9 protein-coding genes are annotated in these 16,569 nt (G+C 36.7%); 7 read left to right on the top strand and 2 right to left on the bottom strand.

The features are described 5' to 3' along the window. Nucleotides 1-24 precede the first annotated feature (24 nt). The 5 genes from HN014_RS02420 to HN014_RS02400 all read left to right on the top strand — a co-directional run bounded on the left by HN014_RS02420 (nucleotide 25) and on the right by HN014_RS02400 (nucleotide 10,415). Nucleotides 25-978: a type IX secretion system membrane protein PorP/SprF gene (locus HN014_RS02420; RefSeq protein ID WP_176027316.1), complete on the top strand. Its 954-nt coding sequence runs from the start codon at nucleotides 25-27 to the stop codon at nucleotides 976-978. A 532-nt stretch (nucleotides 979-1,510) separates the two neighbouring features. After that, nucleotides 1,511-4,666, top strand: a complete 3,156-nt coding sequence (locus HN014_RS02415) for a TonB-dependent receptor (RefSeq protein WP_176027315.1) — start codon at nucleotides 1,511-1,513, stop codon at nucleotides 4,664-4,666. Nucleotides 4,667-4,825: 159 nt separating this feature from the next. After that, nucleotides 4,826-6,502 (top strand): RagB/SusD family nutrient uptake outer membrane protein, encoded by a 1,677-nt coding sequence (locus tag HN014_RS02410; RefSeq protein ID WP_176027314.1) that lies wholly within the window; start codon nucleotides 4,826-4,828, stop codon nucleotides 6,500-6,502. Nucleotides 6,503-6,702: 200 nt separating this feature from the next. Then, a complete protein-coding gene (locus HN014_RS02405; RefSeq protein WP_176027313.1) occupies nucleotides 6,703-9,669 on the top strand; it encodes a GH92 family glycosyl hydrolase in 2,967 nt (988 codons plus the stop codon). Between the two features lie 122 nt (nucleotides 9,670-9,791). After that, nucleotides 9,792-10,415: an alpha-ketoglutarate-dependent dioxygenase AlkB gene (locus tag HN014_RS02400; protein WP_176027312.1), complete on the top strand. Its 624-nt coding sequence runs from the start codon at nucleotides 9,792-9,794 to the stop codon at nucleotides 10,413-10,415. Here HN014_RS02400 and murF read toward each other — a convergent pair. Further along, a complete protein-coding gene (gene murF / locus HN014_RS02395; protein WP_176027311.1) occupies nucleotides 10,408-11,685 on the bottom strand; it encodes a UDP-N-acetylmuramoyl-tripeptide--D-alanyl-D-alanine ligase in 1,278 nt (425 codons plus the stop codon). The genes HN014_RS02400 and murF overlap by 8 nt on opposite strands. A gap of 79 nt (nucleotides 11,686-11,764) precedes the next feature. Next, nucleotides 11,765-13,441 carry a gliding motility lipoprotein GldJ gene (gene gldJ / locus HN014_RS02390; RefSeq protein WP_176027310.1) on the bottom strand — a complete coding sequence of 559 codons (1,677 nt, stop codon included), beginning with the start codon at nucleotides 13,439-13,441 and terminating at the stop codon, nucleotides 11,765-11,767. 710 nt (nucleotides 13,442-14,151) lie between these two features. Between gldJ and porV the strand changes: the two genes are divergently transcribed. Together porV and pdhA are read left to right on the top strand one after the other, a co-directional pair. Further along, nucleotides 14,152-15,303: a type IX secretion system outer membrane channel protein PorV gene (porV, locus tag HN014_RS02385; protein WP_176027309.1), complete on the top strand. Its 1,152-nt coding sequence runs from the start codon at nucleotides 14,152-14,154 to the stop codon at nucleotides 15,301-15,303. Between the two features lie 265 nt (nucleotides 15,304-15,568). Continuing rightward, a complete protein-coding gene (pdhA, locus tag HN014_RS02380) occupies nucleotides 15,569-16,567 on the top strand; it encodes a pyruvate dehydrogenase (acetyl-transferring) E1 component subunit alpha (protein ID WP_176027308.1) in 999 nt (332 codons plus the stop codon). Nucleotides 16,568-16,569: the final 2 nt, after the last annotated feature.

The raw sequence follows: 16,569 nt of genomic DNA, 5'->3' as shown, positions 1-16,569 counted from the left end.
AGTAAAATATTTTAAATCAGACAGATGAGATTTCAATATAGTATAAGTATTCTTTTCTTAATGCTTCATATTGTGTTAGGGTATTCTCAGCAAGATGCTCAGTATACCCAATACATGTATAATACGATAAGTGTCAACCCTGCATATGCGGGTAGTCGGGGAGTGATGAGCATCAGTGGTCTTCACCGGAGTCAATGGGTAGGATTGGATGGAGCACCCCGTACTCAGACCTTATCGATGAATACGCCTATAGGAGAGAGTAACCGGGTAGGTTTGGGAGTTTCTATCGTCAATGATGAGATAGGTCCTACTCAGGAGACCTATTTTGATATTGATTTTTCATATACAATACCTACTTCAGATGTTGGGAAGTTAAGTTTTGGATTAAAAGCAGGAGGTCATTTACTGAATGTAGATTTTCAGCGATTGAGCAAATTTGATGTTAATGATCCGAGTTTCGAAAATAATATAGACAATAAATTTAGTCCTAATGTTGGGATTGGTTTGTATTATCATACCCCTCGTTTTTATTTAGGATTGAGTGCTCCAAACTTATTGGAGACGGAGCATTTTGATGAGAGTGCTACGGTTGGGGGTAATGATTCTTCAGCCTTTGTAGCTAAGGAGCGTATTAATTATTATTTAATTACAGGTCATACGTTTGATCTCAGTAGTGATGTTAAATTTAAACCAGCTTTGCTGACAAAATTGGTCTTGGGAGCTCCTTTACAGGTAGATTTATCCGCAAGTTTTTTATTGTATGAGCGATTGAGTTTTGGAGTTGGTTACCGTTGGGATGCAGCATTGAGTGGTATGGTTGGCTTTCAGGTCTCAGATGGTTTGATGGTTGGTTTTGCTTATGATCGAGAGACTACTGAACTAGGTAAGGCAGTGTTTAATGATGGTAGTTATGAAGTATTGCTTCGATTTGAACTCTTTAAGAAATACAACAGAATGTTAACCCCTCGTTTCTTTTAAAAAAATAAGGGCGTATCAAATACCATAAAAAGGGGAGAAAAAAATGTTTTTCTCCCCTTTTACTTTTTATAAAACCAGGAGATATTTTAAGGAATAGTTGTCCTGGAGTGGGGTACTTTTTTAATTTGAAAAACGATTTTTTGTAAGAAAATCTTCATCTTTTAAGAAAAATATTTGTTGTGTTTTTTTTGTTGTTTTAACTAAAAAGCATCATTTAATTTACTGTTTTTGGGTAATTTATGATGTTTTTGTGTCTTTTTTGTCTGTTTTTTTGTCATTTTTTGGGTGAAAAAAAACGGAATCTACTTTGTTTCTTCTTTATAAAACGGAATAAAAATGCCTAGAAACTTATTCTGAAATAAAATTCACTGAAATTTCCGGATAAATAAAAAAAATAATCTTCATAATATAAATTTGGTAACAAAGAATTCTTATTGATGATAGCGTCATCAAATTTAGTGAGCTAGCGAACCTTATAAAAAGGTTATTAGGGGGAACTAATAATCAAATTATTAATCAATCCAATTTTGAAATGAAGAAAAAAATAAACAATATTTTTTTTGTAGTTCCTTTTCTGTTTTTTGTCAATATGGCATGGGCGCAGGAAATTGTACTTACAGGAAAAGTAATGGATGGTGATGGAATGCTGTTACCAGGTGTTAATGTGATTATAGAAGGCTCTTCTAAAGGGACACAAACAGATTTTGACGGGAAGTATACATTACAAGTACATAAAGGAGAAGTTGTCTTGTATAGCTATTTAGGAATGGAAACCCAAAAATATATTGTAGGAGAATCGATAGTGTATGATGTCGTATTAGTCGAAGCTTCAAGTCAGTTAGGGGAGGTTGTTGTAACGGGATATTCTAAGCAATCTGTAAGGAATATTACAGGTTCTGTAAGTGTTGTTAAGGCAGAAGATATAGCTGCGACCTCACCGGTGGATATAGAACAATCATTGCAAGGACTAGCGTCAGGAGTTACAGTAGGATCAGAAGGAGGTCCGGGAGGAGCTGCAATGGTTCGAATCCGGGGATTCGGAACGATTAACAATAATGACCCGCTATATGTAATTGATGGAACACCAACTACAACAGGAATTAACCAGTTAAATCCTGCGGATATAGAATCTGTGCAAATCCTGAAAGATGCCTCTTCGGCAGCTATATATGGATTTAGAGCAGCAAACGGAGTTATTCTCATAACGACAAAAGGAGGAAAATACAATGGAGGAGCTACTATAACATTTAATTCTAGTTTTGGAGTAGATAGTGTCCCTGAATCAGCATTTCCAGACTTATTATCTCCGCAGGAAATAGCTAATGTAATCTGGACACGATTTAAAAATGATGGATTCGCTCCTTCTCATCCACAATACGGTAGTGGAGAAACTCCGGTGTTACCTAATTATCTGACACCAACAGGTGCCGATGTAGCGGATGAATCTACCTATGATCCAAGGACAAATAAGATAACGAAGGCTAATAAAGAAGGAACTGATTGGTTTGATGCCTATTTTAATGATGCTTTTGTACAAAACTACAATTTAGGAATGTCAGGAGGGTCTGAAAATGTGAGATTTCATGTCGGTTTAGGAGCGTTAAAACAAGAAGGAGTTGCGCTAAAAACATTTTATGATAGATATACATTACGAGTAAATTCAGAATTTAAGGCATCTAAATCTTTTAGGATAGGAGAATCATTTAATATTTCATATTCAGATAGAGTGGGGTCTATTGGTAATCAGTCTACAGGAGGAGATATTTCTTTCCTGTATAGAGCCCAACCGATTATTCCTGTACATGATATAGCAGGGAATTATGCGGGACCTCAAAGTGTGGGATTAGGAAATGGAATTAATCCGGTAGCAAGTGCTATCCGTAATAAAGATAATTTATCCCGTAGATTTAGAGCGATTGGAAATGTATATGCAGAAGCAGATTTGATAGAAGGGCTTACTTTTAAAACTAATATGGGACTAAATTATGATACAACACATAGTTCCTTTTATGTTTTTCTCAATCCGGAAGTGGCAGAACCTAATTCTGTTAATAGACTGATCGAAAGCAATGGGTATACAATATCTTCGACCTGGTATAACACACTTAGTTATTCCAAAGCATTAGGTGATCATACAATTGATGCAATGCTAGGAACAGAATATCATAAAACTCAAAGTAAGTTTCTAAGTGCTTCCAGAACAGATTTTTTTACAGATGATCTGGATTACAGATACCTTGATAGAGGGACAGGAACCAGAGATAATAACGGAGGAGGAGTAAAAAGTGCTTACTTTTCAGCCTTCGGAAAATTGGATTACAATTATGATAATCGATATTTAGCATCTTTTTCTTTGAGAAGAGACGCTACCTCTAAATTTTCTAAAAGTAAAAGATCCGATTATTTTCCATCGTATAGTGTCGCATGGAGATTGTCTAATGAAGCTTTTATGGAAGATGTTTCTTTTATAAACGATCTTAAAATTAAAGCAGGATATGGAGAGTTAGGAAATGAAAGTATTCCGCAAGGACGAATTTTTAGTCAGTATCTTAATGATGACAATACCAATTATGATATTGGTGGAAGTAATTCCAGTGTAGTTCCAGGATATAGCCTGTTTATTCACGGGAATAAAGACCTGGAATGGGAAACTACCAAAACAAAAAATATAGGAATTGACGGGGCATTTTTAGATAACAAAGTTAGTTTTGGGATAGAATATTATCAGGCACTTACTGATAGGTTACTGGTACAGGACCAGGCAGATATTACCTTGATAGGATATGCGCAATCAAAATTTATAAATGCTGGTTCTGTAGAGAATAAAGGATTTGATATTTCTTTAGGATATAATGATAAACTCAATGAAAATTTCTCATATAATCTGGCACTTAATGTCTCTTCATATAAAAATACAGTAAAGAGTTTGTCTGATAATCCAGATTACTTTTTAGTAGGAAGTGTAGCAAGAGAAACAAGACCTTCCAGAACACAAGCAGGGCAACCGATCGCTTCTTTTCATGGGTTTGTTATTGATGGGATTATCCAGGATCAGGCAGATTTGGATCAGACTGGAGATTATTTAGGAAAGGGAATAGGGACCTTTAAATATCGAGATCTTAATGGAGATGGTATTATTAATGATGAAGATCGTGATTTTATAGGGAGTCCGCATCCTGATTTTACTTATAGTCTTAATATGGGAGCAGCGTATAAAAATTTCGATTTTAGCCTGTTTTTTCAAGGAAGTCAAGGGAATGACATCTATAATTTTACAAAATTCTTTACGGATTTTAACAGTTTTCCGGGAGCTAAGAGCCGCGATTATTTAAATTCCTGGAGTCCGACAAACAGAGGAGGGCGATTGCCACTGTTGTCTAATAATCCTGCAGAACACTATTCGAGTGCGAGTAGTTATTATATAGAAGATGGATCGTATCTACGATTAAAGAATGTTCAATTGGGGTATACATTACCAGAAGACGTTACTTCTAAACTAAAAATCGATAAACTAAGGTTGTATTTGCAGGCTAAAAACTTATTCACCTGGACTAAATATACAGGTCTAGATCCTGAAATTAATTTACAACGTTATGGAGGAGATTCTGTAAATCTCGATATAGGAATTGACAGAGGAGCTTATCCAGTTACACAGTCTTTTTTATTGGGAGTTAACCTTACGTTATAGAATACATAAAGTATTAGATGGTATACTAAAAGCGTAAAATGGATTAGCGAATTAAGAATAATACGAAAAGAAATGAAACGAACCATGAAAAAAATAAGACAGATTGAAAATAATTTTCTGGTGCGTTCCATGTGATTTCTAAAACAATATTATAAACACATGAAAAGAATAATAATACTAGCATGGGCGAGTCTATTGACTATTTCATGCGATCATGAGCTGGATATAGCTCCGCAAGCCTCTCTGGTAGAAGGGGTGATTACATTCGATAAAGAATGGGTAGGACAGCAATTAATCAGTTCCTACGCTATGTTAGATGGAAACCCTGGATATTTTTGGGCTCCGGCTTCTAACTGGGCACTTGGTGATGTAGCATCTGATGATTTTTATAAAGGATCCTCTATTGATGATCAACCACAGTTAAATGATGTAGAACGATATACTCCGGGAACTACAAATATCTATTTGTCTAGAAAATGGAAAGCCATGTATGAAGGAATTTCCAGAGCGAATCAAACGCTAAGCTCTATTGCTATTGCTATTGAAAATGGGGAGTCAGAAGAAGCCTTATCAGTATTGGGGGGAGAAGCCAAGTTTCTGAGAGCGTATTATCATTTCGAGATCAAAAAAATATGGAATAATATTCCGTATATGACAGAAGCGTTAACTACTACGCCTCCTAATGATGTGGATGTTTGGCCGTTGATAGAAGAAGATCTACTGGCAGCAATTGCAGTATTGCCGGAAATGCAGGATGATGCAGGAAGAGCTACCTCATGGATTGCCAAAGCGTATTTGGCAAAAGCGCATATGTTTCAAAATGACTTTGCAGCTGCTAAGCCAGTATTGGATGATATTATAAGTGGCGGACCGTTTCAATTAGTCCCTTATTATCACGATAATTTTAATGGAGAAAAAGACAATAATTCAGAATCTGTTTTTGCTGTTCAGAATTCTGTAAATGATGGAGGAGACGGATTTATTAATGGTAACAGAGGAAACCGACTAAATCACCCGTATGCATCAGATGCTCCGGGAGGAGGATGCTGCGGGTTTTTTCAACCAAGTCAAAACCTTGTCAATGCCTTTAAAACAGATGCAGATGGCCTCCCTTTATTAGATACATTTAATGATGAAGATGTTCATAGTGACCAGGGAGTGAGTTCTGAAGAACCCTTTACTCCATACGCAGGGAATTTGGACCCAAGATTAGATTGGACAGTAGGACGAAGAGGGATTGAATACCTAGGATGGGGAGCAATGCCAGGATCCAGATGGGTACGTGATCAATCCAATGGAGGACCGTATGTAGGTAAGAAGCATGAGGTGTTAAAATCACAGGAAGGAACCATCTCTGCTGCAGGAGCGCCACAGTATAATGCAATTAATACTCCATTGATTCGATATGCGGATGTGTTGTTGTGGAGGGCAGAAATTCATGCAGATGAAGGACAATTAACAGAAGCGATGAATCTGGTAAATATGATTCGAGCAAGAGCAGCAAATCCCGAAGGTTTTGTGAAAAATGAAGGAGGAACTCCCGCTGCGAATTACGTGATTAGCGAGTATACATCATTTCCGGATAGAGACTATGCTATAAAAGCAGTACGGTTTGAAAGAAGGTTAGAACTCGCTTCAGAAGGACACCGTTTCTTTGATATGGTACGATGGGGAATTGCCTCTCAGGTACTCAATGAATATGTAAGCGAAGAAGCAACCAAACGGGTATATCTTAACGGAGCAAGTTTTACATCGGGGAAAAATGAATATTACCCGATACCATTAGACGCTATTAATGCCGCTAAAGGTGCTTTGAAGCAAAATCCGGGTTATTAATTTATAAAGAATACCTCTTAATAGCTTATTTTGTTTTAATTAGAGAAAGGCAGCTTCTATATATAGATGCTGTCTTTCATGATTATGTTATTTTAGAGAACAGCAACGTATCTGAGAGAGAGAAACATCGGAATAGATTTCGGAAACTGATAAGCACATTTAGCGAATTGATAAAAGAATATACAATCAAAATCTGTAATATGAATAAGGCAAAAAAAATACTACTACTTTTTTTACTGGGAATTATCGGGGGAAGATGTACCCAAACTGAATCTAAAAAAGCAGTAGACTATGTAGATGTCTTTATAGGAACCAAATCCCCAGGGCATACCTTTCCCGGGGCTATGCTCCCTTTTGGGATGGTACAGTTAAGCCCGGATACAAGAAATGATCATACCAGTTGGCCAGCTTGTGCTGGATACGACTATATGGACCCTTCCATTATTGGTTTTACACATACGCACCTTTCAGGGACAGGAGTTCCTGATCTTGGAGATATTCTATTGATGCCTACTACCGGAGCAATAAAACTACAAGCAGGAGCAGTAACCAATCCTGATGAAGGGTATCGATCGAGATATCATCATGAAAACGAATCAGCAAGTCCGGGATATTACTCGGTGATGCTGGAGGATTATGCCGTTACAGCAGAGTTAACAGCCACTAAACGAGTAGGAGTACATCGGTATACGTTTTCTTCAGGAGAAGAAGAAAAACATATCATTATTGACCTGGAACATCGAGATCCGGTTGTAGAGGCGGAATTCGAAATTATCAGTGATACAGAGATTGCCGGATATAGAAGGTCTAAAGCCTGGGCAGGAAATCAGCGCCAATATTTTGTAGCGCGTTTTTCCAAACCAATACAATCTTATGAGGTGCTTTGTGGAGATAAAAAAGAAACAAAAGAAAAGCAATTTCGCAATAAGAAAATAATCGCAGCACTGACATTTGACCCTAAAGAAAAAGAAGTAATGGCAAAAGTAGCTCTTTCTGCAGTTAGTATCGAGGGAGCGAAAAAAAATCTGGATGCTGAGATGTCTCATTGGGATTTTGAGAAAGTGAGAGAAGAAGCAAGAACTATCTGGAATACGATGCTGAGTAAGATAGAAGTAACGGATGCTGATGAAACAAAAAAAGAAATCTTTTATACTGCATTATACCATAGTTTACTGACTCCGAATTTATACAATGATGTAGATGGAAAATACAGGGGAATGGATGACCAGATACACACAGCAAAAGGTTTTACCAATTACACAGTTTTTTCGTTATGGGATACTTTTAGAGGATTACACCCCCTATTAACCATATTAGAACCGGAAATAACCAGAGATATCGTAGTTACCTTACAAAAAAAGCATGAACAGTTCGGAGAAATTCCTATGTGGGAACTGGCAGCAAATGACACAAGATGTATGATAGGATATCATGGGGTATCAGTAATGACTGATGCCTATCTCAAAGGGATTACGGAAGTAGATACAGAAAAAGTGCTACAAGCGATGATCGAAAGTGCTAATGTCAAAAAACGGGGGATTAATTATTATACCGAATTAGGATTTGTCCCATCGAATAAAAGCAGTCAGTCGGTTTCAAAAACATTGGAGTATGCATATGACGATTGGTGTATTGCTCAGATGGCAAAAGCGATAGGGAAAACAGAAATTTATGAAGAATATGCTAAAAGAGCTCGGTTTTTTATGAATGTGTTTGATAAAGAAACAGGATTTATGCGACCGAGATATTCAGACAGGAGCTGGTACGAAAATTTTGACCCGGCATCCGTAGAAAAGACCTATAATTTTAATTTTACAGAAGGAAATTCTTATCAGTATAGTTTGTTTGTCCCCCATGATATTGCTACCATGGTTAATTTGGTAGGAGGGGATCGGGCTTTTGAACAATGGCTAGATACACTTTTTAAAGCAAATGTGCAGGAAGAAATAAGCGAAGATTCGGATGTGTCAGGGTTGATAGGGCAATACTCCCACGGGAATGAGCCGAGTCATCATATTGCATATTTGTATAATTATGCAGGAAAACCTTGGAAATCACAACGGATTATACATCAGATATTAAATAGTTTATATACAGCAGAGCCAGATGGTTTATGTGGGAATGATGATTGTGGTCAGATGTCTGCCTGGTATGTGCTAAGTAGCCTGGGATTTTATTCAGTGACTCCCGGAGCTCCGGAATATGTCATAGGAAGTCCGGCTTTTGAAAAAGTAACCCTACACCTGGATAATGGAAAGCAATTTGTAATTAAAGGAAATAATGCCGGTAAACAGCGTATTCATTTTTCATCGGTGCACCTAAATGGAAAAGAATACCCGTATTCATATCTGAAGCATGCAGATATAATGAAAGGGGGAGAATTAGTTTTTGAAATGACAAATGTCCCTAATAAAGAATGGGGACAAGAAAAAAAATACCGACCTTTCTCAGATACTCAGAAAACGGTACATATCCCTTACCTAAAATCAGATCATAAGCTTTTCTTGACAACAAAAGAAGTTGCCCTGGGCTGTGATACAAAAGGCGCTAGTATTTATTACACCACAGATGGGAGTGAACCTACACTTTCAGCTACTAAATATGAAGCGCCTTTTACAATAGATACGACGACTCGTGTCAAAGCCAAAGCTTTTAGAGAAGGAATGCAGTCCAGTTATACCGCAAACATTTATTTGGAAAAACAGCAAGAAAAAGAGATCGCTAATACAAAAGCGTTAACTTCTGGGCTTTCATATACGTATTATGAAGGGATTTTTAGGTCTGTATATGACTTTTCGAATGTAATACCTACAGAGAAAGGAACTGTGGATACAGTCGATATTTCCAAAAGATTGAGGGATGAATGGATTGGTTTTGATTTTGAAGGGTATATTAAGATACCAGAATCGGGGGTGTATACTTTTGAAATTGCTGCTAATGATGGAGCACAGTTGTTGATTGACGGAGTAGAGCTTTTCGAAAGTGACGGAAGGAAGTCCTTTAGCTTTACACAGAAAAACGATATTGTTCTGTCTCGGGGTTTTCACTCTTTTCAGGTAAAGTATTTCCAGTGTTCTGATAATATTGGATTATCGGCATTTTGGAGTGGTCCTAAGATAGAAAGGCAGCAAATCCCAGCCACTGTTTTGTTCAGGGGTACTGATTGATAATAACACAATGTTAATTGAGTTCTTACGTTTAGCACGGAGTCGTTGTAAGACACTTCGTGCTTTTTTTTATGGAATTGTTTTAATTTTGTAATGATCAAACTTTCTCAATCGATATAAGGATGGACTTGTTTAATGAATCTTCCAGAGATGTTAATATTTTGCCGTACGATGGAATCGTATTGTATCATGGAGTGGTATTGGGACAACAAAAAGAAATAGCACTTTTCGATACCTTGCTTAAAACGGTTCCCTGGAAATCAGATGAAGTTATGTTATTTGGGAAACGAATTATTACCAAAAGAAAAGTTGCCTGGTATGGGGATCAGGATTATCGGTATACCTATTCTAATATGGAGAAGCGGGCTATTCCATGGTCTAAGGAGTTGTTAGTGATTAAAACCCTGGTTGAACATGAGACGAAAGAGCGCTTTAATTCATGTTTGCTGAATCTGTACCATGATGGGGGAGAAGGTATGGGCTGGCATAGTGATGATGAGAAAGAATTGGGAGAGGTCAATACAATTGCTTCTGTAAGTTTGGGAGCTGCGAGAAAGTTTTCTTTTAAACATAAAAAAACAAAAGATACTACTTCTTTGATGTTGGAAAGAGGAAGCTTACTGGAAATGAAAGGAAGTACACAACGACATTGGTTACATGCGTTGCCTAAAACTAAAAAAATCCTAAATCCCAGAATCAACCTGACATTCAGGACCATTATATCGGAAAGATCAAGAACTAAATAAGATCTAGAATTCGTTCCAGTTTCATTCCTCTCGATCCTTTGATTAAAACCCCTTCCTTAATCATTTGAGAATTCCAATCATTTTGTAAAGCTTCAAAAGAAGAGAATTTTTTCACTCGATCATCCATATTATCAGTTGCATAGAAATGTGTTCCGACCAGATATATTTGATCAATATCAGATGCAATGAGTTGATCCGTAATTCTTTGATGCTCCTGAGGAGCCTCAGTGCCCAGTTCGAACATATCTCCGAGAAAGGCTGTTTTTTTAGAAAATGAAAGTTGGTTAAAATTCTTGATAGCTGCGCTCATACTGGTTGGGTTGGCATTATATGCATCAAGAATAATAGTAGTGGTCCCTTTTTTTATAATTTGCGACCGATTATTGTCAGGAATATAGGATTCGATCGATTTTTGAATGCTTTCTGGAGAAATTTTAAAATACTTTCCAATAGTAATAGCAGCAGCAATATTAGTAAAGTTATACGCGCCTATAAGATGACTATTTATAGTCAATCCATCATATGTGACAGTTACCATAGGGGAGGCATCCTTGAGATGAACCATGACATCATTTTTTGTGTGATTACCAAAGGTGTATGTATTCATATTGATGGCTTGCTGAACAAGCGTAGCATCTTCGGTATTTAAAAACACGGTTTTATCTCTGTCGGCAAGGTGGCGATAAAGCTCGGTCTTTCCTTTTAAAACACCTGCTAATCCCCCAAAACCTTCGAGGTGAGCCTTTCCTATATTGGTGATATATCCATAGTCAGGAAGTGCTATCGAGCATAGAAAATCAATTTCCTTTAGGTGGTTTGCACCCATTTCTACAATCCCTATCTCTGTGTCCGAAGACATGGATAGCAAGGTCAGAGGTACTCCGATATGGTTATTTAGATTACCAACAGTAGCAGTTGTGCGATACGTGGATGACAGTACCGTATTAATTAATTCCTTAGTTGTTGTTTTGCCATTGCTTCCTGTCAGGGCAATAATTGGGATAGCTAGTTGTTGTCTATGGAATGTAGCTAACTCCTGTAAAGTCTGTAATGCATTTCCAACATAAATACATCGTGGGGAAACAGCGTATTCTTTTTCATCGACAATAGCATAAGAAGCTCCTTTTTTCAAAGCTTCATCAGCATATATATTGCCATTAAAATTCGCTCCTTTGAGCGCAAAGAAAATACAGGTGTCTTTAATCTTTCTGGTATCTGTAGATACCCCCGAACTTTGTAGAAATAATTGGTGTAATTCAGGAATTGTCATGAGCTGTTTTTATCATATTAAAAAGCCCTGCGATTACACAGGGCTTATTCTTTTCTTCTATAATGAACTTGCTAATTTCTTAATTAGTAGGTTTTTTATGTCTAGGTGTCTTTTTGTTTTTTGCTTTTGTACCTACTCTAGACATCGCATTTCTGAATCCTATATAATCAGTAGCCATATCCTGAGGGAAGAATCTTCTCTGAGCAGGGTCTAACCAATATGCTCTGTCTTTCCAGGAACCACCTTTGTATACTCTTACGTCATCATCAACAATAGTAGTTCTGGTACTGGTCTCATCATATCTTCTGTCCAGTTTTGTACTGTCTTCTTCACTAGGACCTACTTCATGAATAGGAGCGTTGTACATTCTTCTGTTAGGCATGTTTTCGTCCATGTACCCCTCGTAATATCTAGATGAACTCTTATCTCCATCTCTGAAATTACGGTTGTCACTATCAGTAAAGTTTGTTCTCAGATAAGTTTCGTTTTCGTCAACAGGAGTTTGTAATATCCCTCCTGGTAATACACGAGCAACAATCTTACCATTACTTAATGTATCGTATATAATTGAATCAGTCGTAACGATTTTTACAGTACCGTCAGCATTGATTGCATTTTTAGTGTATACATTTCCTCTATAGTAGTTAAAGTCATTGTATTCATCATCAACAATTGGTCTGTAGATGTCAGCTACCCATTCGGCAACATTTCCTGCCATATCATAAAGTCCAAAATCATTTGGATCGTATGATTTTACAGGAGCAGTGATATCAGCTCCATCATCACTCCATCCGGCAATACCACCGTAGTCACCATCACCTTGCTTAAAGTTAGCTAATTGATCCCCACGTGTTCTTCTAGCTCCGGAACGCGTGTATTTTCCATTCCATGGATATTTTTTTCTTCCTCTGTATATGTTATAACTTCTAACTTCTACTAACGCTAATGCAGCATATTCCCACTCAGCTTCTGTTGGAAGACGGTACTTAGGAAGTAGTAATCCATCTTTTCTTTGGATGTATAATCCAGTAGAGTCATTGCTTTTTTCGTATTTTTCAGAAGCACGACCTCCTCTGATTGCTTCATCATTTCCTCCATATGTTTGAGAAGGAGCATTCAGATACGTCTCTGTATCGAATGTACTTTCTGCAGATACATCTTCAAAAGGAGCATTTTTCTTTATTACGTCTTCTTCTTCTAAGATTCTTTCATTAACACGATTCGTTCTCCAATTACTAAATTCTACAGCCTGAATCCAGTTTACACCTACTACAGGGTAGTTAGCATATGCCGGGTGACGTAAGTAATTGTTTGTCATCATTTCGTTAAAACCAAGACGATTTCTCCATACTAATGTATCAGGAAGTGCACCGTTATAGATATTCTTGTATTTAGGTTCCGTAGGAGGGTATACTCCTTTTAACCAATCTAAATATTCTAAATACATAATATTGGTAACCTCAGTTTCGTCCATGTAGAATGACTGAACGTGTTGTTGGGTGGGAGTGTTGTTCCAGTCATGCATAACATCGTCCTGCACGCGTCCCATTGTGAAGGTTCCACCTTCGATAAAAATTAAACCAGGACCAGTTTCCTGATCTTTGTAGTTTGTGTTTACCTGAAATCCGCCGTCTTTGGAATTGTATTTCCAACCAGTGGCTCTGGAACTGTTGCCATAGTCGTTTTTAGTACAACTCAACAGTAAAGCACTAACAGACAACACTATTAGCGATCTAAAAATAAACGCGTTTTTCATAATCTTAAGTTCGTTAAAGTAGAAATTAGGGCTTGCAATATAACAATTAACGTTAAATTTAGCCTAATATTTTTAATATTTTATTGAATAACAAAAAAAATGTAATCCCACTAAGTCAGTTTTTTAACGTCATATTTTATTGTTTAGTATTCTTTTGATGAAAACAAATAAAAAATATGTAGGTGTTTTTAATGATGCCAAAATGCAGGAACCAGGTATAAATACGTGTTTTTTCAAGGGTTCTGAAAGGTTATTATTGACGCTTTGGAATTTGATATTTTTTTTAATTTGTTCCATAAGTAGTTGCTTCCTGTAGAAAAAGTTTTTTCTCAAAGAAAATGATGATCTATATATAATAGAATGAAAAGCCTTACTAAAGGAACTATAGATAGAAGAATACGGTCCAAAGATACTAAAGGCGTTAAAGGATGTGTAAATTTTTATTTAACTATAATCAAGGAAGTATATATTAAAATGAGATTATTATATTTGAGCAAAATATACCGTGGGTTTATCGATAGTATTCCTTGATTGGTATATGGTGTTTTTGGGGGATAAAATCAAAGGAAAAGAATAAAATACACTTTTTTTATATAAGATATCTGTAAAATATGCGTTAACTAATGCAGGACTGTGCAGGCAGATATCCGAAAATGAACTAACTTAATAATTAACAAAGTAACTATATTTGTTTTAAACACACAGACAACATGAAAAAAATAGTGATACTTGGCTTGGTAGCTATGACACTTAGCAACCTATCATTACAAGCTCAGGAAGATCGGGCGATAACTACAGCTACCCCTTTTTTAGTAATCGCAGCTGATGCCAGAGCTTCAGGTTTAGCTGATCAGGGAGTTGCTACTTCTGCAGATGCATTCTCGCAGCAGTGGAACCCCGCAAAGTATGCTTTTATAGAAAAAAAGCAGGGAGTAGGGGTGAACTATACACCTTACCTAAGTAGTCTGGTTAATGATATTTTTCTGGGAAGTGTTAATTACTATAATAGAATAAATGACCGAAGTGCGATGGCAGCAAGTCTGCGATACTTTAGTCTGGGAGATATAGAATTTAGACAAGGACCAACCGATACCCCTAACGTACAAAAACCAAATGAATTTACCTTTGATTTATCTTATGCATTGAGATTGAGTGATCGTTTCTCTATGGCAGTAGGAGGAAGATATCTTCGTTCGGATTTAAGATTACAAGGACTGGGAGATGACGCTAGTGCGGCAGGTAGTTTTGGAGTAGATGTAGCGGCTTTCTATCAGAGTGAAGAAATAGGATACAGATCCTTTAACGGTCGTTGGAGAGCAGGAGCTAATATCTCTAATATCGGACCGAAAATTAAATATGACGACGCAGGAAAAGAAAACTTTATTCCTACTAATTTTAAAATTGGAGCCGGATTCGATTTCATATTTAATGAAGATAACAGAATTACTCCTTCTATAGAATTTAATAAGTTATTGGTGCCAACTCCAAAAGATTTTGACGGAGATGGAGATATCGATTCAGAAGATAATAAAGAATACGAAGATATTAGCGAATTTGGAGCGATCTTTTCTTCTTGGGGAGATGCACCAGGAGGATTTAGTGAAGAGCTAAAAGAAATTACCTGGGGACTTGGAGCAGAATATGTTTATAGAGATGTATTCTCTTTCAGAACAGGATACTTTAATGAGCATGAAGATAAAGGAGCCCGTAAATTTGTATCTCTGGGAGCTGGGTTTAAATACACAATTGTGAATATTGATATTTCATATCTATTCTCTACTTCTGCAGTAAAAAGTCCATTAGAAGGAACACTGAGATTTGGATTATCCTTTAATTTTGGAGAGGACTTCCATGAGAGATAATAAATGATCATTAATAATAATGTACAGAAAAGGGTTACTGATATGGCTTTCAGTAACCCTTTTTTGTTAAAATGAGTTTAAATAATATTTCACTACACGTTAATTAAAACGTTTTCGTAGATTTTTATGACTAAACTGTTTTTACCTTAAAGCCGAATATATTATTTTTGCTTTTCGTTTTGTTGGGATATCATTTCCATCAGGATGTAATAGATCAGGTGTCAGTGAAATAACTGACTTATTAGTGAACATCATATAATTCTAAATGAAAAAAATAACCAAAGAAGTATACCTTAAATGGTATGAAGACATGCTTTTCTGGAGAAAATTTGAAGATAAGCTAGCACAGGTATATATCCAGCAAAAAGTAAGAGGTTTTTTACATTTATATAATGGTCAGGAAGCTATTTTGGCAGGAGCACTGCACGCGATGGATCTGACAAAAGATAAAATGATTACTGCTTATCGTAATCATGTACAGCCTATCGGGATGGGAGAAGACCCTAAAAGAGTAATGGCAGAATTGTATGGTAAAGGAACTGGAACCTCTCAGGGATTAGGAGGATCCATGCATATATTCTCTAAAGAACATCGTTTTTATGGAGGACACGGAATTGTAGGAGGACAAATACCATTAGGTGCAGGATTGGCATTTGCCGATAAATATCATAACAGAGATGCAGTTACGTTGACATTTATGGGAGACGGAGCAACTCGTCAGGGATCTCTTCATGAGACGTTTAATCTGGCCATGTTGTGGAATTTACCTGTTGTTTTTTGTGTAGAAAACAATGGATATGCTATGGGGACTTCTGTAGAAAGAACAGCAAACCATACTGATATCTGGAAATTAGGTTTAGGGTATGAAATGCCTTGTGGTCCTGTAGATGCGATGAATCCTGTAAAAGTTGCAGAAGCAATGGATGAAGCAATTACCAGAGCCAGAACAGGAGGAGGACCTACTTTCTTAGAATTAAAAACGTATCGATATAGAGGGCACTCAATGAGTGATGCTCAGAAATACAGAACCAAAGAAGAAGTAGCAGAATATCAAAAGATTGATCCAATTACACAGGTGTTGGATATAATCAAGGAACATAACTATGCTACAGAAGAAGAAATAAAAGAGATAGATAAGCGAGTTAAAGATAAAGTACGAGAGTGCGAAAAATTTGCAGAAGAATCTCCATTTCCGGATAAAAATGTAATGTACGACGTAGTGTACGAACAGGAAAATTATCCATTTTTACCACATAAACTATAATA

Source organism: Aquimarina sp. TRL1, assembly GCF_013365535.1.
In the GTDB taxonomy this organism is placed as follows: domain Bacteria; phylum Bacteroidota; class Bacteroidia; order Flavobacteriales; family Flavobacteriaceae; genus Aquimarina; species Aquimarina hainanensis.
The sequence above is the reverse complement of the archived record's forward strand: the minus strand, read 5'-3'. Positions and strand labels throughout refer to the sequence as shown.